Here is a 24,875-nt window from a genome sequence, read left to right as displayed (position 1 = left end):
TTTAAAAACTTACATTCAAACTAAAATTATAAGTCGGTAACGTAGGCATCCCGATTCCTTGAACTTGTTCTGGATCTTGTCCTTTCAACTTCTCATCGAAAGCCCAAACCCCAAGATTCGAAACTTGGAAATTAAGACGTAAATAGGAAGCTCCTATTGCCTTAACTATATTCTGCGGGAATGTATATCCTAAAGTCAGGGATTGCCAACGAATATGGTCTCCTTTCACCACTCGCTCGTCACTCATATCATACATATACCAACCATTCGCACTTCCGGAAGGAACAATTTCTTTATAAGGAACAAGATAAGCTACTGTCGCTCCCGAGCTCTCGCTCACGGTTAAAGCCTCACTGCTCAATCCCGGAATAACACAATGAGCTTCATCACCCGGCTGTCGCCAACGATCGTTAAATTCTGCACTCATATTTTCATGAGGCATCGGCATATTCTGCGAACCATTATAAAGTCTTAAAAGACGAACTTTTTGTCCAAACTTGTAAGAAAAGTTGGCACTCAATGTCAAATTTTTATAGCGGAATTCTGTTCCAAATCCCCCATATACCTGTGGAGTACGACGCCCCGAATAAGTTAAGACATTATTAAAGTACTGGGTAACACTACCCGGATCTTTCTCTAGGTTTTTATATTGAGGTAATCCTTTTTCATTCAACCCATCAAATTGATACGAGTAAAATGCATCCACCGGGAATCCAGTTTGATAAATGCTACCATCTAAATAACTATTTACTTGTAACGTCTCTACTTCCTGCCCCTTCAACACTTTTTCTTTCGAATGAGTAACATTCCCATTCATACTCCAGCCAAAATCCTTCCCTTTGACAATTATCCCCCGCAAACTCATTTCATAACTATAATCCTCCTTACTGCCTCCATTATACAACTGCGACCCTTGTCCATTAACTAACGATACAGGACGGGAAAGCAACAGATCTTCCCCTTTCGAATAAGCAAAATCAAAAGCTCCACTCAAACGTCCCTCAAACCACGCATGATTTAAACCGACATTTAAAGTAGAAGTCCGTTCCCATGTTAAATTTGCATTCGGGAATGAGGCCAATTGAGCTAAATTTTCTTGGAAAGTCGGATCATACTGATAATTCTGGATTACCATATAAGGAAGCGCAGAAGGAACTGTTCCCCGGAAACCGTAAGAAAGTCTTAAAGCAAGTTCTTCCACTTTCCCTTTAGGCATGAATTTTTCATTTTGAATATTCCAACGTGCAGACACAGACCAAGTCGGACGGAATTTATAACGTTCATATTGTCCAAAAGCATTAGACCCATCGCTACGCATATTAAAATTCAGAATATAACGATTATCATAAGAATAAGTAAATATTCCAAACCAAGATAAACTATTCTTCAACTGATCTGTTATCGTCGGGTAAATATCCATCGAACCAGATGTTGATAACCAACTCAACATATTATTATAACCGTATCCTTCAATAATTCCAGTAGAAGGAACAGAAAATCTAGGCAATTCTATGAAACTGCGTCCTTGGCTATGATTGTACCCTGGAGACATCCAACCATCCGAACCTTCATACTTTACAGAATTTACTTCATACCCGAGATTCAAATTAAACACGTGTTTATCCCAAAGAACTTTAGACATATTCAATTGCAATCTACCGGAATATGATTGCTGACTAGTCATTCCCCCAGAATAAAGACCTCCGAAAGGAGCCAAGCTATATCGATTTACAATTTCATCAATCTTGTCTTCAACCCCATCATATTTCCTCAGATCCGCAACATAAAAAGTATTCTCTGTAATCCACTCTTCTGTAAGATTTGTTGTTGAACGATAAGAGATATTTCCCATTAATTTAATTCCTTTTGCCAAATCCCAATTTAGTGTTGCGGCAAGATTAAAATCTTTATTATCAACATTTCTTTCAGAATTATTCATCTCATTCTGAATATTATACTTTCCACTCAAGACAACAGCACCTAAACCACTTAATTGCTTGTCAATATAAAATAAACTTCCATCTGCATTCTTAAAGGGTACAGCACGACTCGTATAATAAGCTTGATTAAAAACATTTACAGACGAATGATTATAACGAGCCTCTTGTACAGATCCACTCATATTCAGAGAGATCAGTATATTTTTACGCAAATTAAAATCTACATTACTTCTTGCCGTTAAGCGATTGACTTCGACACCTTTCTCTGCACCTTTCTCGTTATTATACCCCACCGAAAAATAATATCTCACATTATCCGTTCCCCCTGATAAACTCAAACTATGAGAAGTGGTTATTGCCGGTTGATACAGTTCTCCAAACCAATCCGTGTTCATCGTTTCCAGACGGGAAACCTCATTTTGAAATTCTGAAAAATTTGTATTTCCCGACATATATTCCCGTAAAGCCCCCTCATATCCTACAAATGTGAATATATTAGAAGGATAAGATAAATTCTTTTTACGTATCTCTCGCGAAACATCTATTCGCTCCTTAGAGTCCATCACATTAAAATTACGGTAACGAGGTCGATCTACAACACCGATATTACCAGAATAACTAAGTGACACGTTTCCCTTCTTTCCTCTTTTAGTCGTAATCACGATCACACCATTAGCAGCACGTGTTCCATAAATAGCTGTTGCAGAAGCATCCTTCAAAATATTGATACTGGCAATATCCTGAGGATTAATTCCTGTCAACGCATTACCGATCAAGTTTACTTGATCAAAACTATTGATTTGATCTGCCGTTAAAGGTACCGGATCTTCATAAATCACACCATCAATAACCCAAAGAGGTTCTCTCGATCCTGTAAAAGTTCCTCCCGTACGTACACGAATCTTAGAAGCAGCTCCAGGAGTAGAGCTTAATGTTGTAACCATTAATCCAGCAGCCTTTCCTTCCAACATCTTGTCTACAGTCAATGCTCCTACTTTTTCTAACTCGGAAGCATCAATAGAAGATACGGAACTCGTCAATTGACGTTTGTCAATTACCTGATAACCAGTAACAACGACTTCATCCATCTCTTGATAATCTTCTTCCATGACCACGTTAATCGAATCCTTTCCCGTATACTTCACCTCTTGTGTTTTCATCCCGACAAAAGAAAATAACAATGAAATATGTTCGGCTTTCGGAATTTGTAATTGATAACGTCCATCCGTATCCGTCGCCGTTCCCACAGCCGTTCCCTTCAGGATAACGGTCACTCCCGGTAAAGGATACTTATCCTTATCTGTCACTATTCCGGTTATTTTCAGCATCTTTTTCTCTTCTTTTGGAGCCACTTTCAAGATGACAAACTCATCCATCAACTCGTAACACAACCCAGTACCCTCAAGAATCTTATCCAGCACATCCTTCAAATTCGCCCCAATAAAGCCAGCTTCAACCAATTTATTCTTATCCAGTTCATTATTACTGTACACGACAGTAAATCCGGTCTGCTCCTTGATTTGATTAAACAAATCCAAGTACGTTATTTGCTTCTGTTCAACAGTTATCTTTGCTTGAGCTTCCACTTTCGCCGAAGCTAACTGTAACCCGCAAAAAAATAAAATTAAACTCAGTCTCATAACTCTAAAAATTTTCCTCCATTTACAATTTTGCATGAAGAGCCTCTTCATTCGCTTTTTTTTCATACATTTGTACAATTAGTTAATTATAACGGTTAACAAATTTGACTCTCGGATAGTGCGTCACCACTATTCGAGATCTTTATTTACAATCATTTTAAAATTTACTTATTTTTCATTCGCACAACAATCTTTCCATTTTCTTCTGTGAATACGACATTCGTCGTTTTAGATATCATATTCAACACATAATCCAAACTTCTATATTTAGTCACTGCTCCTGAAAAACGGAACTCTTTCGTAGGCTCATCCACAAAACTAAAATCCACGCCATACCATCGGGCTAGTTTCACTGTTAGTTCTTTTAAAGGCATATCTTCAAAATTGAAACGCCCGACTTTCCAATCTATAATCGCCTCCACATCCCCTTTTCGAACTGTAGTTTTTTGATTACCACGCTCCCATGAAGCAATTTCTCCCGGCTTCAATAAATAAGTTTCCTCTGATACATCAAAACTAACTTTCCCTCTTAACAAAGCAACCTCCACCTGTCCATCATCTTTGTAAGACATCACATTAAAAGCTGTTCCTAACACATGAACTTGAACTTCATCTGCTTGCACATAAAACGGTTTAGTTTTATCCTCCGATACTTCAAAATAGGCTTCACCTTGTAAAGAAACTTCCCGCTTATCCTCACAAAAACGTACAGGGAAAGTTAATTGCGAACCAGAATTCATCCAAACTTTAGTCCCATCACTCAACACTACAAAATACTCTCCTGTCCTAGGAACAACAATCGTTGTATATTCTATTTCTCCTCCCTCTATTGAATCTTTTTGTTCAAATCGGACACCCCCTGTTGAATCTTGAATAACACTAATTCCCGATAAATCCGCTACTTGACGAGTTTCATCCCCCTTCAATTCAATTTCCCCTCCTCCCCGAGTCAATAAAACAGCTTTAGGAGTCCCCGATTCAACATGTAACATACTTACAACATTTCCCAATTTTTCCTCAGCCCCTTGATGATCTTGCCACATCCAAAATATTCCGATCGTAACAATAATCACAGCAGCAACCCGCACACCCCACATATATAATCTTTTCGTGCGATTCTCCAAGACCGGATAAATTCGTTTCCAAGTTCTCTCTTGCATTTTATCCAACTCTCGCCATGCTCCAACCGCAGATACTTTCATTTCAGTCCGAAGCATTTCTTTAAACAGAGTGATATGCTCTGGAGATTTTTCTAACCAGATTATCAACGCAGCCCGGTCTTTCTCGGATAAAGTTCCTTGCCGATAAGCATTGACCCATTCATCTATTTGATTCCATGATTCCATAATTCGTTGTCTTTCCCGTATAGACAACAAAAAACAAAAACGGGTGAATTAAAATGCATATTTTTATCAAAAAAATGATAATGCCTATTTAACCAAGACCATAAGAAGAAATAAATCACCTCGGCCGGAGAATCGTTCCCGCAAATATTTCATTCCATGTTTCAACAATGTCTTTACTGTATTTATAGATACCCCCAACTGATCCGCAACTTCTTGATATTTCAAATCCCGAAAAAAAACAGCTTGAATAATTTCCCGTGTTTGTTCCGGCATATTCGCTATTTCGTTTTCTACTTCTTGTATTAATTCATCATTCCAATTCATCATCTCTTCCTCGACAATATCCTCTCGCAACAAGTCCAAACGATCCCTTAATACATCTTTTTTCTTCAAACGGTTCAAGCAATTATTTTTTACAGAACGGAATAAATAAGTCTTAGTAACCTCATTCTTTATTTTCTGATAGGTATTATCTTTCCAAAAGTTTACGAACACTTCTTGAATCACATCTTCCGCTTCTTCCTCTGAAATCAAAAAACTAAGGGCATACAAAAACATAGGCTTTGAGTATGCTTTATAAATCTGCTCAAACCTATCTTTTATATCCATTGTATCCCGAGACTTTTCCATTTCAATAAAGTACATCGCAGACAAAAATACGAATTTATTCCAAATGAACTAAAGTATACTACTTAAAATAGACGAATAAAGAAAAACCCTTGATCCATCTCTGAATCAAGGGCCCCTGTGTTCTAATATCTTAAAATAATCTTACCGTTGTAACGGGAAAGTCAATACTTGCTCTTTGTCTTTCTTCACGTCTGATTTATTAATCTCGATGTTCTCAACCAAGATTGAAGACGGGTATATTAAAGAAGATAGTAATTGACCGTTCAAAATATAATTGCTTACATTTTCCTTGCTGGAAATATTCAACATACGTTTCAGGTTTATCAATGTCAATCCACTCACATCACCGAAACGGACTTGAGTTTCCTTACCATCCAAATCTACCCGATAGATACGAGAAGCTTTACCCGCTAAACTCCGCACGATATAAGCATATTTCAAACCTTCTTCTTTAGCAGCTTTAATCAATGCGCTCTTCATCTTTTCCGGTTTCGTTCCTTTCTCCACTTCAATATGAATGGTACCCGGAGCCGTGGAAAACATTCCATTTCTACTGGACAACAAGAAACGAGAACTACCCGTTGACTGTGGAGCATACAAAGTCGGGGTACACCCATTCAACATACTTTTGAAAATACCATTTTCAACCAATGTCATCTCTTTGGCAGGCACGATACCTTCAGCATCAATATTATAAGCTCCTAACAAAGAAACTCCATTATACTTATCCAAAGAGCTATAATTCTTGATTGACACTCGATTGTCCACAATTTTCATTCCCAAACGAGCATCCAATGTTTTCACCGGTTGAGCCCGGTCAGTATCGGGTTTACGATAAGCGAAGAGAGCTCCGCGTTTCAAGAAGTTACTTATAAAAACAGATGAACAAGCACCATCCTCAAGCAACACCGGACCTGCATAATATTCTGTAATTGCAGGCGCATTCTTCAACTTGATCAAGTTATCGGCAAAAGCCTTAACCCCTTTCTTTAATTCATCCAAAGAAGGCAAATCATCCGGACGAGCAACAAGCACGGAATATGCATCATCAATCCGAACGCCATCTTCTGTCATCACGTAAGCAGAGGCAACCAAGCTTGCATAACGCAACGGTTCTTTCAACACGACCCCATCCGTGGTAGACTTGTACACTTCCATTTCCTGTCCAGTAATAGCCACGGATGAATCATAAATATCCTTATAGTCCTTGAAAATAGCAGATAATTCTTCTACAATATTCTCTAATTTTGCTCTATCAATCGTGTAAGCATTTTTCGGTTCCTCGATCCGGGTAACGGCATCCACCTTCTGTTGATCCTTCACGGCAGCTTCTTCGGCAGTCTTCGGGTTCGCCTTCAAATAAGCGTCCTTCATCGCTCCTGCCTGCAATGACCATTTATACATGGCATCTGATCCTAACCAGAAATTTCTCCGGATTACATCATAATCAGCCTGTTCCGGCATTCCGGCCTGAACAGAAGCACATACATAATTAATATCATTATTATGATCGTAATCTCCCAAAAACATCTGCACCCCACCAACGGCACTCCAAGGAGACTCGTAAAAATTAGTAACACCACCTAACGCACCCACAACCTCAAACTGATGCGTGCGCCCTAAAGTATAAGACAAATAATACGGTTTCTGCATACCCGGCAACATCAATTGCTCCTTACTACGTTGCATCTCATCCTGCATAGCCTTAAAGATCACCTGATCCTGCTCATTCTGTGCGGATAATGATCCTGCCAACAGGAAAAACAATATAATCGATAATATATATTTCATTTTCATTCTAGATTTAAAATTTACGACCGAAGAACTCCAAGCCTCAATGATTTCGATCTATTCATTTTCAGTTTTCAATTCTCCATTTTCAATTGTTTTGCGGAGCCGGTAAGATCGGAGGTAAATCTCTTGACTTCTGTCTACGTTGAGTCTCGATCTTATTTACCAGAATCATTGGGGAACTAGCCGTTACAGGCACCCAACCGGATTCCGCACCACACTCTCCCGTGAACACGCTGGGAGCATCACCTCCACATACAATATTAGAGAACATGGATAACGGGGTTCCAATCAAATCCACCCCGCGAACCAACTCGTCCGGACGTCCGTCTACATAGATTCGATACACTTCCAAGGGAGTCACGTTAAATGAATTCAAACTACCACCTTCCCCGGTCAACGTGAAACCACTGGTTACTTCTTTAAAATAGTACCCGTATTCTTTTCCTTGTTTTTTAGCCTCTTCAATCAACATGGAACGCAATTCAGCCTCCGTGTGAGGTGCTGTTGTCTCCACCACCAAATTAGATTGACGGGATACAGGATCACCACCTCCGGCAGTACGTCCATGCCCATTACTATGCGGGAATCCATCCAGCGGCACACGGCTCATCAAGAACTCTCTCAAAATACCGTCTTTCACGACATCAACCCGGCGAGCTTTCACTCCCTGATCATCATACAAATAAAAACCATTCAACTCTTCCCCAGCGTAACTACGTAAAGTCGGATCGCAATATACTTGGAAGTCTGCAGGCAAAACCAACTCTCCTACTTTCTTCTTAAAAGTTTCACCACCACCTTTCAAACGGTGACCTTCAATACGATGACCGAAAATCTCGTGGAAGAACACCCCACTAGCCGGACCGGACAAAATAGCGGGTCCCGTGTAAGGATCAACAACCGGAGCATCACGCAACACGGTCAATCTTTTTACCATATCCTTAGCGTCAGCAATCATCCGGTCATTAGACGGAAGGTCCTTCGGATCGTATGCAAAGTATGACATATTCAACGGTAACTCCATACCGTCTTCTGCCTTCATGGAAGCACTGATCATGATTCGTGCATACGTTCTATTCTGCACAACTTCAGTTCCTTCCGTATTTACAAAATAATTCCGAAGCACTCGGAACGTCAAACTAACATCACCCGATTGTAATAACGGATATGCTTTAAACACCGCAGAAACTTCATTCAAACGCTTTTCCCAAGCAGCTTGGTCAACCGTCAACTTCTCAGCAGGAAGAGGTGCCTCGTAATATTTCTCCACCGGAGCAGCAGAGAATGAAGGAGCTTTATCCTCATCAGCAACACTCACCTGACTTTGAGTTTTCGCTCTCTGGTAAGCCTCCACGGCAAAATCATAACGTTTCATTACTTCAGCCCAGATTGCCTGACGAGTTGCATCAGCACCTTTTTCATCATCCAATCCCAAATAAGCCACCCGTACATTACCACGTTGATCTGCCGGGGCACCCATTGCATTATATTTAAAATTATCTAAAATAGTATCTCCCACCCGAATTTGTGGAACCATTGAACGAGAATGTTGTTCCACTGACATCATCGTGGCCCCGAAAGAACTCGAAATATTCACCGTTCGATCATCCATCACCCTAAAGTTCATGTGATAGGGAGGATTCTCCTGTTTCTGCAGCTCTTGCATATCAGCTGCCAACTCTTGTTTCAATAGTTGTAACAACTTATCCTGTTCCTGCGCATACGTTGTATGCACCGATAACAGCGAGAAGATACAACTAACAATAATCAATCCTAATTTTTTCATCTCTAATTGTTTTAATCATTTAATTTTTGATCTCTGAAGATCACGCACTATTTCCATCAACAAAATTATAGTTCTCATTTTGTTATTCAAAATGAATCTACATTAATTCTTTGTTAATTCTTCATCTTTTTAACCCAAACTTGACACTTCCATTTTTAACATTTCCACTTAATTTTTCCCAAAAACATTTTTTCCAAATGTTAAAACGAGATCATTCATCAACAAAAGTTTTCTTAATTCATCACACGAGATCTTAATTTTAGATGTAAAATAAATTACGAATAATAGAAAATGGTCTGTCGAAAAATCAACAGACCATTTTTCAAAAAGCACACTTACTAATAAATATAAAACTACCTTCTCTTTCTCCTAATCAGTAATGTTATACAACCGGTCACAAATAACAGCGGAATAATCCACATCAACACCACCCTGATGCCAAATATCACGTTCCGTGTAACTAATACCCGATCATCCGGAGGGTTCACCCGACTTGCCTCTACAGGAAATTCGCCATAAGACAAATTACGGAAAGTCTCCGTGATCAACGTAAAATTCGAACTTCTAAACCCAGGTCTATTCTGAGACAATTCCAACGTACTGATACAATCCGCATCTCCTATAACAAAGATACGTTGCTCTTTATTATTCACGGGACGAGTCAAATACAACATAATAGAGTTAGATTTCTCCACTTCTCCCACAGCCGGATTCAACACTGATTTTTCATTAATAAAATCCGTTGTTTCTTTTTCAACCCACGAACCCTTACCGGCACTAGCTAACACCTCTGTGATTTCAAATCCCTTAGTCGAATCGATAACTTCTACCGCACAAGCAGAAGGAGTCATGATCGAATATCCACTTCTAAAATACCGTATATAATTCTCAGATACTTTTGCAGCACCCTCTTTTATATTTGCCGCAACAAGATCATCCAAGTTCACCTCTGAAGGTGACACAATAATTCCATCAGCGAAACGTAACCCCAATCTCTCGATCACCGGATTCATAAACTGCTGACGCTTGGGTTCACCCAAGATAAACAAGTTTCCTCCACGCTCCAGATAGGCATCAAAATTCCGGAATTCTTCCTCCGTGAAATCACTTCTCATGTCAGCCAGCACGATAATATTAATATCTTCTGCCACAGGATGCTCCAAGGATATTTCTCGAACACCGTATCCACTATTCTCTAACGAATAACGGAAAGTTTTATTGGAGGCAAAAGTTCCATACCCTTTCTCTCCCATATCCATCCCACTCCTTTCCTTGTGCCCGGTAACGAAACCCACCATCGGAGCCTCTTGAAGCAACGTTTTCAACGCCGTAGAAATCTGCGACTCGTATGGATAAACATGATTATCCTTGTAAATACGCAAGAAAGCCTTTTTCCCATTAGCAGCTGTTATCACTCGAACAAAACGACCATTCTCTCCGGATATATCATCCATCTTTAAAACCTCGTCCAACGACAAGAAACTCTTAGGATCTCGTCCTGAATATTTACATTTATCCTCCACGACCTGTTCCAATGTCATCGTATCATAGGCAGCTTTGGCGTAAGGAAGATAACCTTTGCCATAATAATAGACGTATTCAAGTTCTATCTCTGGTTTGAAACGCAGGTACTGTTCAAACTCTGCAAGATCATAAATCCTATTCCGCGGAGCCCCCCGATCATAGGTCTCATCCAAATAATTAACGTAAGTCGTAATCTTCAAATCACCCTTCAACTTTTTAAGAATCTCCTGGCTTTCTTCTGTAAGCGTGTTCGCCTTAGTTGCCGTGGAATCATAGTAGGCAATAAAGCCCGGTAATGACGAGATATAACCCAATGACAACACGATCAACAACACTATACCATATTTCAATGATGTATTCCATTTAGACAACCTCAACCGTTCACCTTGAAGTTTAATCACGGAAAGTCCCAAGAACATAAAAATCACCAAAACAAAATAGAGCGAATCTTTCGTACTAATCATTCCATTGGTAAACACCTTTGCCCTCCCCGAGATAGAAAGCCAATAAGTAATATCGCGCACGAAATCGTACTCCTGTCCAACACCCCCGATAAAATTCAATATTGCGAGAATTGCCAGTGTCCCGACAACAGCCACCACCTGATATTTCGTTATGGTAGACATGAACAAGCCGATAGCACCATACGCCAATATCGTCAAAAACACCCCTAAAATACCCGTAAACATCATGGGTACATCCGGAGCCTTAATCGAAAAACAGGTACTTATCACCGGCCCCAGCAGTATCGCACACAGCAACAAAGCGTAAACGACAACTGCTAAATATTTACCCAATATAATTTGAAGATTGGACACGGGTGACGAATAGAGTAATTTAATAGATCCACTACTCAATTCCCGGCTCATCAATCCCATGGTAAACAAAGGAATGTAAAGATATAAATTATCCAATAACCCTGAAAATATTCCCGTGTAACCGGCAAACAAAGAAGATGTAACCGCAGGTGTCCGGTAACCTAATTCCATAGATTGAAGTTGCTGTGCAAGTACATCACAATAAGCCATACCCACTTGAAAACTAAAAACGATCAGTATAAGCCATGCAATAGGAGAGAAAAACAGCACCCGAAGTTCTGATTTTGTAATCCGTATAATTGTTCTCATTCTTGTAATCTTTTTAAATAACGTATAATCATATCAACTCCCGTCACACCTCTTTGCCAGACAGTTTTGCAAATACCTTATCCAAGGATTCCTTCTCCAAAGAGATTTCCCTCAAGTGCCACTGATTCTCAACAGCTTGTTTCACCACACGTCCCACAATGGCATTATCCCCTTTAAAATGCAACCGGATACGGGTTTTCGTCAACCGTTCCACCCGAACAATACCCTCAATCTTCAACAATTCCTCCGTCGTCGGTGCATTGTGCATAATTGTCATCAAGGCACTCGGTGACATATAGGTATTAAAAGCGTTTATCGTTCCCTCGAAAACTTTCTGTCCATGCTCGATCATCATGATATAATCACAAACAGCCTGCACCTCCGGCAAAATATGAGTGGAAATCAACACGGCTCTATCTTCTGCAATACCCTTGATCAAATGCCGGACCTCTGTAATCTGATTCGGGTCAAGTCCATTCGTCGGTTCATCAAGAATAACAAATAAAGGATCATGTATAATAGCCTGTGCTATACCCACCCGTTGTTGGTATCCCCCGGAAAGGTTACATATCTGACGCTTACTGAAATGCGTGATTCCACACTTCTCTTTTGCACGATCAATAGCCGCAGGGATCTCCTTCTTAGGCATCAACCGAATATCTGCACAATGATATAAATACTCGTCTACCGTCATCTCCGTGTGAAGAGGGGCCTTCTGGGGTAAAAAACCGATATACTTCTTTGCCTCTATTGGATTCTTCCGCAAGTTTATTCCATTAATAAAGACATCTCCTTCCGTCTGGGTCAACACGTTACAGATAATATTCATCGTCGTAGACTTACCGGCACCATTCGAACCAAGTAAACCGAACACGCCTTTCTCCTTTATCTCGAAATTTATATCACGAATAGCCCAATCCACACTATATCTATGAGACAGATGCCGAACTTCCACTATTTTATTTGACATACTTTTAAATTTTAATGTAACAACATACAAAATCACCCTATTTACGTTGTCTGCGATATATAATCATGACTCCCGTCCCTACAAGAAATGCCGGGAAAAGAATCATAAAGAACAACTTGATCCAAACTCGCCAATCTCCGGACAAATTGATCCCGTTATCTATGGCCCCGATCCGATCAGTATAAATAGGATAAGCATCATACGAGAGCCAACGGAATGAACCCGTAATAACTTCAAAATTATTCACTTCCATTCCCGGACGTGTAAGTCCAAACTCTTCATTCGTGATAAAATCACTATCACCGGAAATAATAATTCGCTGCTCTTTATCACCAATCTTACGACTTAAATTAATCAAGACTGCATAGTTTCCTTCTTCCTCTCCCGCAGCAGGATTACAAACAAACTCTCCGTCAACCATATCTTTCGTTTCATGCTCGATCCAGGCACTATCACCGGTCACCAATACAGGATACACCTCAAAATCCTTTACCTGCGAATAGTCCAACGCAACAGCAGTAGGTACAGACACACCGTATCCCCAAGCTTGCATACGATTAAAAGCCGAATGTTTTTCGACAGCCTCATCCGTGTACGAGGCACACAGGACCACGGGAGATCCCAACTTATTCGGATGAGCCAAAACCCCATCTGAGAAATGAACACCGAACAAAGCACCCAAAGAATTCATATTCTCACTTCTCTCATACTCTCCTAAAATAACCATATTACCACCGTGATCCACAAAATCTTTCACATTCGCCAAGGCCTTCTCCGAAAGAGCCTCCTTCAAATCTGAAATCACAAGCACGGAAATATCATCCGTCAGTTTCTCCTCGTCCAAATTAATTTCTCGTGTATCGAACCCTTGATTCAACAACGAATGTCGGAACCACAAATCTCGGGCAAACAAATAATAACCCCGTCCTCCGTAATTATTAATACTACGTGATCCATATCCCGTAGAAAATGCGACCATGGGAGCCTTCGCAACAAAACGTTTCAATGTCGCCGTAATCTCGCCCTCTCTTGGGTGACGTTCATTGTCATTAAACAATCGTAAAACCTCCTTACGCCCATTTTCTTGCTCTACAATCCGGACAAATTGATACCCTTCTCCGCTCAGATCAATCATCTTATCAATCTCTTCCGGAGATTTAAACATCTTAAAATTTAAGTGACTAATATCACAAAGAGCTCTAGCTCTCTCCTCGTCATTCAAATCCGGATAACGAGCATCCAGTTCCGCATTATTCGCATTATGATAGTAATACACGTATTTCATCTTAATCTCCGGCTTGAAACGCATATAACGTTCGAAACGTGCCAGATCATAATTCCGGTTAAAAGGCAGGCCAGAAAAATAATCCGGGGCCAAAATATTCACATACGTCGTTATCGTGAGCGGTCCCTTCAAATTCTGAATCACCTTCTGACTCTCCGGAGCTAAAGTATTCGTCTTCGTGTAAGTTCCGTCATAATACAACTTCATCTGTGGAAGAGAGGTCAAATACCCCAATAATAAAGCAGACACAACAATCATGCTATATTTCAACACCTTCGTCCGCATAGACATGATTTTCTTCTCCGTGTTTAACTTAAAAATTGAAAGAGCTAGGAACAAACCAATGACAATCAAGAAATACATGACATCTGCGCTAGGCAATAACCCATCAATAAAAGAAGTCGAACGTCCGTAAATAGATAACCAGAAAGTAATATCCCGTACAAAGTCAATCCCCTGACCGACATCCCCAATAAAATTCAATACCGCCAAAACGGCCAGCGTTCCAATGGCAGCAACGACTTGATAAGCTGTAAGCGTTGACATGAATAAACCTATCGCAGAATAAGCCAATATCAGCAGATAAATACCCAACATAGCTACTAAGAGCATAGATATTTGAAAGTTTTCCACAGTCAACCAAGAAAAAAGCACATTCAACCCGATAATAGACATCAATGCAGCACCATAACACATCATGGCGAGATACTTGCCGAGTATAATCGAAGAATTCTTGATCGGCGAAGAATACAACAACTTTACAGATCCCGATTGATATTCCCGACTCATCAGTCCCATCGTGATCAAAGGAATGTACAAGTAAAGATTCCTCAATATCGGTTTCAAAATTCCCGTCATCCAACTATTATAAATCGCCGACGACACATTCCACAAATTATTACCTAAAGACTGCGAATGTAGTTGACCATCAAAAACATTTGCATAATCATATCCGATCAACAAGGCAAAAATAACCAAAATTAACCATGCTACCGGAGAATAAAACATAGAACTAAGTTCTATTTTAGCTATTCTCAATGTTTGTCTTATATTCTTATTTAGTCTCATATCCACACTATTCTTTTATTTTACCGGATAATTGTGCGAAAATCCGATCCAAACTACATCTCTCAACCAAAAGTTCTTTCAAATCCCAATTCTCTGTCACACTTCTTTCTATATATTGCTCCGTGATACTATTATCCCCGCTGAAGAATATTCTAAAACGATTTTCGGACAACTCCTCGATCCCCTTATTAGAAGTCAACCCGGCAAGCACCTCCTTACCCGGACTATTATTCAACTCGATAATAAAACTATCCGGAGCTATATAATTATCAAAATCTTCCATCGAACCGGAGAACACCAAATGCCCGTTATCAATCATCTTGATGTCATTACAGATCGCCTGTACTTCCGACAAAATATGAGTGGACAACAACACGGAATGTTCCTCCGCAATTTCCCGAATCAAATTCCGAATATCCACAATCTGATTGGGATCCAAACCATTCGTCGGTTCATCCAACACCACGAAACTAGGGTTATGCACGATAGCCTGTGCAATCCCGACCCGTTGTTGGTACCCCCCGGATAAATTTTTGATCAACCGATTCCGGAAATGAGAAATAGAACAACGCGCTAAAGCCACATCCACGGCTTTATTAACTTCCGACTTTTCCATCAACCGCAAATGTGCGGCATTCCGCAAATACTCCTCCACGGTCAAATCCGTGTACAAGGGCGGTTGCTGAGGTAAGAATCCGATGTACCGCTTCGCCTCCACCGGATTCTCTCGCAAATTGATGCCATTAATAAACACTTCCCCCTCCGTCTGATTCAATACCCCGCAAATAATATTCATCGTGGTTGACTTACCGGCTCCATTAGATCCCAGCAAGCCCATGACCCCTTTCTTAGTAATATCAAAACTAATATCTTTTATCGCCCACTGCACACTGTAGCGATGTGACAGATTTTTTACTGATACAATCGAACTTCCCATATAATTTTTCATTTGTGATTCACTTACTCTCGATACTCGTCCAAACGACAGTTTCAACACACGGATTGCTATTCCTTGCAGGCATTCGGTATGCCTGCAAGGTTTGCAAAAAACGTCAAACCAGTCATTTAGAAACGATCAATAGTTCCAATGATCCAACTGTTTATATTTAATATCCACGATTCGTCCCATGCGTTCCTCTGCAGGATAAGCCGCCCCATGTTTCGGATAAATCACTTTTTCCTCTTCACTAAGATTCTTAGCACCGTAAATCATTAATATATAAAACTCTCCATTTTCCAACCCAACCGCCATGTGAGCACACGAGTATGTTTCCGATTCGGCATTCATGGCCACAACATTGGCATCAAAACTCTTGTAAAGGGTTACCGGTTTCGTTATATTATTCAAATCCAAGCAATAAACATTCTTATCAACAGCAAAAAACATATACTCCGGTCCATTTAATGGTAATGCGGAAACCGTTGGAATTCCAGGCAAACCTATCACCTCATCTTTAAAAATTTCCAAAATTCTAGGCTTAGCATTACTTCCCGTAATTTTAACACGTTGCAAAAATATTTTTCCCGTTGCCTCCTCTTTTAATAACAAAGCGACACCATAATTCGGGTATCCAAATCCAAACATAGTTGCTTTCAGCAATTCATACCCCTTCATATCGTTCAAAGGAATGATTTTATCGATATCATCATTCTCTCCACAAGCCGGTAAGGCAGTCACTCTACCGGCTCCTTGTAAATCGGATTCCCAATTAGTTCCTCCATTCGTCACATAAAGCAATCGCTTATTCTCTCCATCATAGACAAAGTTATACCCCGTACGATTCGATCTGTAATATCCGGGAATCACCGTGCAATTTCTCAATGGCTCCGTTTCCCCCGTACAAGATAACGGTATATGCAAAAAATAGTCCGTATTATAGACTGTACTCACCGATTTTAATCGGGAATACAATCGTCCTTCTTGATCTGTCACAATATCTACCCAATCCATGAAAGTCCCGGGTCCAAGAATAACTCCTGCCGGATATGTACCTCCGTCAAAAGCCTCAGCCATATCAATTTCCTTTGTAAAATCCACGCCACTTAGATCCACCGCACCACTCTCTTGAAAAACACAGACATTGCCAATAATATTTTCATTCCAATCAACACCTTCTCTAAAATGTTCTTGCAAGGCGATCGGCCCTGATCCTAATTCAGCTCCATCATTACTCATCCCATAAACATCCAAAGTAATTCTTGATGAAATAATGGTATCAACCTCAGAATCATACTCCAACATATTAAAGTAAGACAATTGCGATTTTCCTCCTACTTCCGACAAAATCATCCAAGAGCGAGCATTTTCATAAATTCCGACCACAGACAAAGTTGCATATCCCAAATAAGAAACTCCATATTTATGGTCTGTTATTTCCAAAGAAATTTTTCCACGGTCTACAACCTCATCAATTTCCCATTTTAACGTTGGCTGATCCCACCCCTCCCTTGTTTCATCATTCAACTTCCACAAGTAAGTGTATCGATCACCTTCTTGACTCAAATCAAAGTTCAAGATAGGATTCAACTCCAACACTTCACCAAATGTTTTTGTATAAAAAGCATCATCTTCAAACGATATCTCGATTTCGTTGATATCCTTATAATTGTAATTTCCTTTATCATCATAACACGCATTCAAGATGAAAGCTGTAAACAATAAAATACAATATATATTTTTCATAATTAATCAAATTACACGTTAATAGACAGGAATCTCCATGGGATCACCGTTCTTTTCCGTGATTCCATGCTCACTAATATACTCCTTGGTATTCAAAGCTATTTTACGTTTTTCAGTAAGCGACAAACCTTCAAATGTTGTAAATCCTTCGTTCGCCGCGACAATCGTTTCCAACTTTTCATAAGAATAGGGACCTAGAAATGCCAATTCCACCTCTTTCGTCCACCAAGTCGGTTGCGTTGGCATATCATTAAAACGAATACGTACATCCGTATAGCCCATATATCCTAATCCGAAGTTTTCATTTTCCACCAAACGCAAGGTCAGATGCACTGATTTATCCTTCAATACCGGAGTTTTATGTACCACCACTGTCAACGAATCGGAAGAACGTCCTTTTCGGAAAACAGGATTCTTGATCGTATATTGGTCTTCCGTGGCCGTGGTCAACGAATCCACCACTATTACTTTATATTCCGCATCTTCTTCCAATAAATTACCAATCAGATTTATTTTAAACTGATGCTCTATATCCTCTACCCCCACATAGTGAGAAAAGGAATAATTCACCGTATCCAAACGATATCTCTCCGACAAACTCACCTGTTTCCAGCGCTCAAAAAACAATGCATGCTCCGACTCGTAAGAAAATACCTCCTGTTTATCGCAACTTTGCAGTAGAGTCAGCATCATCAGACTCCATCCCCCCAACAACAATGTTCCTATAATATGTTTTTTCATAGTCACCTCTTCTTTAATTAATATTTTCACTATCCGGTTTCGGCAAAACAAAAGATTCGGGTATCATCCCTTTTCTTAAATTTTCTCCATACTTTTTGTAATAAAAGAACGTCTGTCCCTCTTGGAAAAATTCACGTCTAACCTCTCCTAAAAGTCGAGCCTTAAAAGTTTCCATATCAACAATTCCCAAATCCACATCTCCCAAACAATTTCTTCCTACACGCACTTCCTTCAAGTAATTCGCAGCTTGCCCGAAATCACCGATCGAAGCATAATACTCGGCCAAGATAAAATGCATTTCACTCAAACGCATCATCGGAACCATATCCTCAATGACAGAAACCAAGTCTTTATCCGAATTCGGACGAATATTCTTCAAGGGCATGTGATCAGTATACCAATCATCTATCGTTTTAATGAATTTTAAACGGAAATCACCGCCATCGGCAAGGTCGTAATTCCAAACCTCATCATATTTCGCCAGTGCCAAACAAGCATTACCTGTTGACAGGGCATACTCATTATAACCTTCTTGCAGTAAAGGATATGACAAACAGAAAATTAAATCCTGCGAACATTTCCGATCATAATCCAAGCGATTATCCCAACCATTTTCCGTATAAAAAAGAGCTTTCTTTCCATCTGTCCATTCAAAATCTATCACTTCCTGCGCATTTTTAGCCGCTTCCACTAACTTCTCTCCCCCCCAATAGCTGTACAAACGAGCTAACATACCGGTCACCGCCATCGCGTTAATCCGATAACCGCGATACTGATAGAACGGCAAAGGAATAATATCAGAATCATCATCCGTGTTAGAAACGAATGAATGTATCCTAAAACGATACTGGTCTCCTAATATTCGCCGATTAGCATCATTTAAAGTATCATAAGCCATGATCATATCTTTCGCTAACAAAAGATCGGCTTCTATTTTTTCCAATGTCTCCAATACGCTCAATGCACTCTGTCCTCCATAATAAGGGAAATCCGTCACGTAAGGAATATAAATTCCGGCAGGGTTAGCCACCAATGCCGGGGCAAATAAACGTAATAAATCAAAATGCATCCAAGCTCGAGCCGCCAAAGCCTCTCCCTTGATCATTTGCCGTTCTGCCTCTCCCCCACGAAAATCTCCCGTTTTTAAAGCATCAATATTACGAATAATGTTGTTACAATTGGCTATCGTGTTATAACCCTTCGACCAAATACTTTCAATAGCACGCTTTATATCGTCATTGGCATCATAAGCAAACCGGGTTCCCTGGTAATAGTAGTGATAACTCTTGATTCCGGCACCATAATGATAATTTTCGCCATAAAGCTGATACACCTGTCCCATGGCATCAAGCAACCCGTAAGTCAATTCCCGACCATACAAAGAAGTGCTCGCCATTTGCTGATACACTCCATTTAAAGCATTGTGAAATCCGGTAGATTCCTTAAACAAGTCCTCCTCTTCGACCGTATCCTCCGGAGTAACATCCAACCAACTGGTACATGCTGATAATAACACTCCTCCTATCAACAAGATTAATATATTTACTTTTTTCATATCTCTAATTTTTTCATTATAATGAAGCTTTTATCGAGAACGTCACGGTACGAGCGAAAGGATAACTGGTTCCTCTCTCTTGTTTCACCGTGGAAAGATGCAAAATATCATTCATACTAAAGCTAAAACGCAACATTCCTAAATTTAACTTACTTGTAATACCGGAAGGCAAATCATATCCCAACTCAAACGAATTCCACGACAACATATTATAGTCTTGCACGAAACGAGAAGTCGGTTTCGTATCTTCTACCCCATCTCGTCCTACCACCAAACTTTTATATTTAGCCTTATCCCCCGGTTTCGTCCATCGATTGGTCAATACACGCTCATCCACGTTGTCCGTGTAGACATTCACGTTTTCCACCTTGTCTACCAAAGTCTGGTTATAACGCTGTCCTCCACCCTCGTACATAAAACTCGTGTACAAACTGAATTGTTTATAAGCTACATTGAAACCGAAAGTACCTTGAGCTTTGGGTTCTGTTGTACCCACTGCAACTTGATCGGAAGCATTCCATACCTTTGTCAATTGTCCATTACGACTCACGAATACCTCTTGACCATCGGCAGGATTAATACCCAACGAACGGACACAAAAAATAGAATTCATCGAACCTCCTTCCACGTATTGCAAGAAAGGTTGAGTTTGCAAAGCTCTATCCGGATCATTATACATCAAATTTTCCTCAAACATCTTTTGCACTCGTTCATTATAAGCACGCAGGCTTTCAGAAATTTTCTCTATCCGATTTTTATTGTGAGCCAAATTAAAGTTAAAGATCACAGACCAATCTTTCGTTTGGCAAGCAGCCACGCGTACATCAAATTCATATCCCTTGTTTGAAATTTCACCCACGTTATCGCGATAAGAACTAAATCCCGTGGAAGTCGGTACCGTCACATCATTCACCAAATCGATCGTGCGTTTGTCATAATAAGCCCCTTTCACGTACAACAAATCATTGAACAATGACAATTCCGCCCCGATATCGAACGTGTTCGTCGTTTCCCAAGTCAAATTCTTATTACCCAAGGCTTTCAAACGAGTACTGATACCGGTTTTATACCACTCATCGGTCACGATATCATACGTGGAGCGAGCTGCGTACGCGGGGAAATTCGCCTTACCAATCTGCCCGTAAGAAGCACGCACTTTCAACTGATTGACAAATCCCAACGATTGGATGAAGTCGTACTTGTGTAAATTAACCCCCAATCCGAATGACCAGAAAGGAGCAAAACGTTGATCCGATCCGAAGGTAGAAGAACCGTCAAATCGAACAGAAGCATCCAAAAGATAGATGTCTTGATATGAATAGTTCACAGAAAGCAAGAATCCCACCAAACGTTTCGTACTTTCACTGAAACCGGTCTTTTGAAGCATCTCTTTAGCGTATTGCGGAGATGATAAAGTTCCGGAAGGGAAACCGATATAGGTAGCATTATTCGCCTTGGATTTATCTTCTTTCACGGAAACACCGGCTAACGCATTGATCATGTGACCGTTCAAAGCCTTATTATAAGACAAGGTGGCATTCATATCCAAACTAAAACTATCGTCATTATTCAAATACAATGTACCTAAACTCAAATTATTACTACTATTCTTATCATCTAAAGTCAATTGATTTAAATTAGCTCGTTGTTTCGACAACGGGTCATAAAAACGTTTCGAATGATTCATCGTCTTCGTCAAACTCAATTGCCCTTTCAACAACAACCCGTCAATAATATTCCAATTAATGGACAAATTATTAATAAACTCCTCTGAAGCACCTTTATCAAAATTATGCAAACTCGGTTCGTACATCGGATTCACGCGATTACTTTCAGAACCTCGTCCCCAAGATTTCATCGTCGGATAATACACGCCATTCTCATCTTTATAGGTATCGTATGGCAATTGTTTCGCGAAATCGGCAAAATTACCGAATGGAGACTCTTTCGTACGCACACGTTGATAAGTCACCGTATTTTTCACCAAAAATGTTTTGTAATTATATGACAAGGAAACGCCAGCTCCCATACGATCACGCAACGACCCCTTCATCACACCATCTTGATTGGCATATTGCAATTCAATACCAAAACGCACGCTCTCGTTACCTCCGTCCACGTACAAACTATGAGTATGATTGAACACCGTCTGCAACGGCTTGGACAACCAATAGGTATCCACACCTTTGGTAACATTTGCCAATTTTTCATTATACTCTTTATCCAAAGTATACTGATCCGTATAACCGTCATCAGCTACGGCCAAATCATAACATCCCGCCAAACGCTCCGTTTCCAATTTTCCCTTGGCATCCAACAGATGATAATCCGACAGGTCCGGGAAAGTAATATCCCCCACGAAGCTGTAATCAATATTCAATTTACCGGCCTTGGGGGGACCGTGGTAATCACTACCACCCCGTTAGCCGCACGCGAACCGTACAAAGCGGTTGCCGTCGCGTCTTTCAAAATGGTAATCGATTCGATCCGGTTCGGATCCATATCATACAATTTGGAAACACTCACCTCGAAACCATCCATAATAAAAGTCGGTAGATTCGGGTTGTCCTTCAAATTTGATTTCGACAATGCATCAGCATCCAATTGTCTCACTCCCAAACCGGATTCTCCCCGGATATACACCTCGGGTAAGGCATTAGGGTCTGATCCCCAACGATTGTTTTCCTTAATACGGAAAGAAGGGTCAAACGCTTGTAACGCCTTAATAACATTCGTTTTCGAAACTTTCAACAAATCCTCCTTCTTCACGGTTACTGCGTTACCCGTAAAACTTGAATTACGAATATTCATATAACCGGTCACCACCACATCCTCCAACGTCGCCACGTCCTCCTTCATCACCACGTTAATCGTGTCCTTTCCGGCGTAAATAACTTCTTGAGTAACCATACCCACGAAAGAATACACCAACGTGAACTTTTTCGGGGCATTCGGGATCGTCAACGAGTATTTCCCGTCGTGGTCCGTTGCCGTTCCGATAGCAACGCCCTTCATCTGCACCGTTACCCCGGGAAGAGGCTGTTTTTTCTCGTCAGAAACCTTTCCCGTTATAACGATCTTCTTTATTTCCTTATTCTCTTGAGTATCCCTAGGTCGTACGACAATCATATTCCCGTTAAAAACGTACGTCAAATCTGAATTCTTGAAAACAGACATCAACACCGATTCCACGGTTTCATTGTTCACGTCCAAAGAAATCTTTCCCAATTGCTTTACTTGTTCTATATTAAACAAGAAATAAAGTTTCGTCTGACGTTGAACTTCATCGAACAACTTTTCCACACCCACGTTCTTCATTTTCAAGCTCACACGTTCCTGTTGAGCCAAACTATTGGCTGACAACGAAAGTGTAAAGCAACAAGTGAGTAAAAAAAACAATTTCATAATTACTAAAATTTTACGCCATGGTCTTTTAAAAAAAGAATGGCACAATCGGTTTTTTTTCATACATTTGTACTTAAAGTTATTAATACCTCAACAAGAAACTACGCCAAATAGTTTTTGTTGTACTTAATTACAAACGGGAAGTACGCCAAATACTTTCCGTTTTTATTTTGATACAATAATCGTCTTTCCTTGAACAGAAAACGTTACCCCTGTTGATAAGGTAATCGCTTCCAAAATCACACTGACATCTTTATACCGTTCCATATACCCCGAAAAATGTAGCTCTTTCACAGAAACAGTTTGATAAAAAACATCCACATCATACCAATTTGACAAAACAGTAAGAATATCTTCCAACCTCTGATTTTCAAAACGGAAAATGCCATCCTTCCAATCCGTGTAAACAGCTACATTTACATCCTTCACATCAACCTTTGCATTTCCTTGTTTAAACTCGGCCATCTGCCCGGGTGTAATCACGCTCTCCATTCCTGATGCCAAAACCTTGACCCCAATACTTCCCTTGACCAATACGGTTTGAATATTCCCCTTCTGATGAGTATTAATGTTAAAAGAAGTCCCATACACCCGAACCTCCACGCCTTCCATTTCTACCAAAAATGGACGTTTGGGATCTTTGGTAACCTCAAAATAAGCCTCTCCCGACAAATACACTTTACGTTCTTTTTCATCAAATTTAACAGGATATTTCATTCGAGTTGCCGAATTCAAATACACCAATGTTCCATCTGCCAATCTTACTTTATACTCCCCACCACGAGGAACCTCAAGTTCATTGAAACGGATCTCGTCTACATTTTTTCCCTCGGAAGAAGTATATACTAAACGATCTTTTTCCCCTGTAACCGTTATCCCCTTATCTTCCGAAATCACCCTCTCGTCCTCTTCCTTCAAGAACACTTTCCGTCCGTCATCCAAGACAAGTACTGCCCGTGAACATCCCGGTTGAATCTGTGAAACAGAAGTGGTTACAACAGGAACTTGCTCTACTTCATATATCAATTTCCACGATCCGACAACTAAAATAGGAAATAGCAACACGGCCGCATATTTCCACCAACGGCCAATACCTCTCGCAGAAACTTTTCTTACGTGTTTTTCAAAAGTACGTAATGCCTTTGTATCATCTATCTTTTCATAAACAAATCGTTCTTTTGAAAACAAATCCTCTTGGCAAATTTGTTCAAACAATTGCCTATTCCGTACCTTCTCTTCACACCATACCTCTAATTCCTGCCGTTCCTCCTTGGTAATATCTCCAAGCAAGTATAGTTGCAGCAAGTGAACAATTCTATCGGGATATTGATTCTCCATCTGATAATTTTTGCATCATATACAACCATGATACAAAAACGGG

At 40.1% G+C, this 24,875-nt stretch carries 15 protein-coding genes; all 15 read right to left on the bottom strand.

What is annotated here, in order from left to right; genetic code table 11:
• Nucleotide 1 precedes the first annotated feature (1 nt).
• Nucleotides 2–3,580 (bottom strand): SusC/RagA family TonB-linked outer membrane protein, encoded by a 3,579-nt coding sequence (locus F1644_RS13725; protein WP_158571790.1) that lies wholly within the window; start codon nt 3,578–3,580, stop codon nt 2–4.
• 164 nt (nt 3,581–3,744) lie between these two features.
• A complete protein-coding gene (locus tag F1644_RS13720; RefSeq protein ID WP_118303174.1) occupies nt 3,745–4,926 on the bottom strand; it encodes a FecR family protein in 1,182 nt (393 codons plus the stop codon).
• Between the two features lie 84 nt (nt 4,927–5,010).
• A complete protein-coding gene (locus F1644_RS13715; RefSeq protein WP_229782366.1) occupies nt 5,011–5,535 on the bottom strand; it encodes an RNA polymerase sigma factor in 525 nt (174 codons plus the stop codon).
• Nucleotides 5,536–5,697: 162 nt separating this feature from the next.
• Complete coding sequence (locus F1644_RS13710; RefSeq protein ID WP_118303668.1) at nt 5,698–7,347, bottom strand: metallopeptidase TldD-related protein; 1,650 nt, start codon at nt 7,345–7,347, stop codon at nt 5,698–5,700.
• Between the two features lie 88 nt (nt 7,348–7,435).
• Nucleotides 7,436–9,136: a TldD/PmbA family protein gene (locus tag F1644_RS13705; protein ID WP_118303170.1), complete on the bottom strand. Its 1,701-nt coding sequence runs from the start codon at nt 9,134–9,136 to the stop codon at nt 7,436–7,438.
• A 353-nt stretch (nt 9,137–9,489) separates the two neighbouring features.
• Nucleotides 9,490–11,787 carry a Gldg family protein gene (locus F1644_RS13700; RefSeq protein ID WP_118303168.1) on the bottom strand — a complete coding sequence of 766 codons (2,298 nt, stop codon included), beginning with the start codon at nt 11,785–11,787 and terminating at the stop codon, nt 9,490–9,492.
• Nucleotides 11,788–11,830: 43 nt separating this feature from the next.
• Nucleotides 11,831–12,757 carry an ABC transporter ATP-binding protein gene (locus F1644_RS13695; protein ID WP_087419466.1) on the bottom strand — a complete coding sequence of 309 codons (927 nt, stop codon included), beginning with the start codon at nt 12,755–12,757 and terminating at the stop codon, nt 11,831–11,833.
• A 37-nt stretch (nt 12,758–12,794) separates the two neighbouring features.
• Nucleotides 12,795–15,110, bottom strand: a complete 2,316-nt coding sequence (locus F1644_RS13690) for a Gldg family protein (RefSeq protein ID WP_118303666.1) — start codon at nt 15,108–15,110, stop codon at nt 12,795–12,797.
• Nucleotides 15,111–15,117: 7 nt separating this feature from the next.
• Complete coding sequence (locus F1644_RS13685; RefSeq protein ID WP_087419465.1) at nt 15,118–16,047, bottom strand: ABC transporter ATP-binding protein; 930 nt, start codon at nt 16,045–16,047, stop codon at nt 15,118–15,120.
• A gap of 138 nt (nt 16,048–16,185) precedes the next feature.
• Nucleotides 16,186–17,793, bottom strand: a complete 1,608-nt coding sequence (locus F1644_RS13680) for a PKD-like family lipoprotein (RefSeq protein ID WP_118303166.1) — start codon at nt 17,791–17,793, stop codon at nt 16,186–16,188.
• A gap of 18 nt (nt 17,794–17,811) precedes the next feature.
• Nucleotides 17,812–18,534 carry a DUF4843 domain-containing protein gene (locus F1644_RS13675; protein ID WP_118303164.1) on the bottom strand — a complete coding sequence of 241 codons (723 nt, stop codon included), beginning with the start codon at nt 18,532–18,534 and terminating at the stop codon, nt 17,812–17,814.
• Between the two features lie 13 nt (nt 18,535–18,547).
• Entirely contained in the window at nt 18,548–20,089 is a 1,542-nt protein-coding gene (locus tag F1644_RS13670; protein ID WP_087419462.1) for a RagB/SusD family nutrient uptake outer membrane protein, read from the bottom strand.
• A 16-nt stretch (nt 20,090–20,105) separates the two neighbouring features.
• Nucleotides 20,106–22,469, bottom strand: coding sequence for a SusC/RagA family TonB-linked outer membrane protein (locus F1644_RS13665; RefSeq protein ID WP_317147130.1), 2,364 nt, complete (start codon nt 22,467–22,469; stop codon nt 20,106–20,108).
• Nucleotides 22,466–23,494 carry a SusC/RagA family TonB-linked outer membrane protein gene (locus F1644_RS13660; RefSeq protein ID WP_317147129.1) on the bottom strand — a complete coding sequence of 343 codons (1,029 nt, stop codon included), beginning with the start codon at nt 23,492–23,494 and terminating at the stop codon, nt 22,466–22,468. The genes F1644_RS13665 and F1644_RS13660 overlap by 4 nt, the downstream gene beginning before the upstream one ends.
• 165 nt (nt 23,495–23,659) lie before the next feature.
• Nucleotides 23,660–24,832 (bottom strand): FecR family protein, encoded by a 1,173-nt coding sequence (locus F1644_RS13655; protein ID WP_118303160.1) that lies wholly within the window; start codon nt 24,830–24,832, stop codon nt 23,660–23,662.
• Nucleotides 24,833–24,875 lie beyond the last annotated feature (43 nt).

Origin of the sequence: Butyricimonas paravirosa, from assembly GCF_032878955.1 — a bacterium.
Taxonomy (GTDB): Bacteria; Bacteroidota; Bacteroidia; order Bacteroidales; family Marinifilaceae; genus Butyricimonas; species Butyricimonas paravirosa.
This window is presented reverse-complemented; position numbering and strand designations above follow the sequence as displayed.

Coding starts and splice junctions, on each gene's coding strand:
- F1644_RS13725 (WP_158571790.1), bottom strand. CDS start 3,580: ATGAGACTGAGTTTAATTTTATTTTTTTGCGGGTTACAGTTAGCTTCG.
- F1644_RS13720 (WP_118303174.1), bottom strand. CDS start 4,926: ATGGAATCATGGAATCAAATAGATGAATGGGTCAATGCTTATCGGCAA.
- F1644_RS13715 (WP_229782366.1), bottom strand. CDS start 5,535: ATGGATATAAAAGATAGGTTTGAGCAGATTTATAAAGCATACTCAAAG.
- F1644_RS13710 (WP_118303668.1), bottom strand. CDS start 7,347: ATGAAATATATATTATCGATTATATTGTTTTTCCTGTTGGCAGGATCA.
- F1644_RS13705 (WP_118303170.1), bottom strand. CDS start 9,136: ATGAAAAAATTAGGATTGATTATTGTTAGTTGTATCTTCTCGCTGTTA.
- F1644_RS13700 (WP_118303168.1), bottom strand. CDS start 11,787: ATGAGAACAATTATACGGATTACAAAATCAGAACTTCGGGTGCTGTTT.
- F1644_RS13695 (WP_087419466.1), bottom strand. CDS start 12,757: ATGTCAAATAAAATAGTGGAAGTTCGGCATCTGTCTCATAGATATAGT.
- F1644_RS13690 (WP_118303666.1), bottom strand. CDS start 15,110: ATGAGACTAAATAAGAATATAAGACAAACATTGAGAATAGCTAAAATA.
- F1644_RS13685 (WP_087419465.1), bottom strand. CDS start 16,047: ATGGGAAGTTCGATTGTATCAGTAAAAAATCTGTCACATCGCTACAGT.
- F1644_RS13680 (WP_118303166.1), bottom strand. CDS start 17,793: ATGAAAAATATATATTGTATTTTATTGTTTACAGCTTTCATCTTGAAT.
- F1644_RS13675 (WP_118303164.1), bottom strand. CDS start 18,534: ATGAAAAAACATATTATAGGAACATTGTTGTTGGGGGGATGGAGTCTG.
- F1644_RS13670 (WP_087419462.1), bottom strand. CDS start 20,089: ATGAAAAAAGTAAATATATTAATCTTGTTGATAGGAGGAGTGTTATTA.
- F1644_RS13660 (WP_317147129.1), bottom strand. CDS start 23,494: ATGAAATTGTTTTTTTTACTCACTTGTTGCTTTACACTTTCGTTGTCA.
- F1644_RS13655 (WP_118303160.1), bottom strand. CDS start 24,832: ATGGAGAATCAATATCCCGATAGAATTGTTCACTTGCTGCAACTATAC.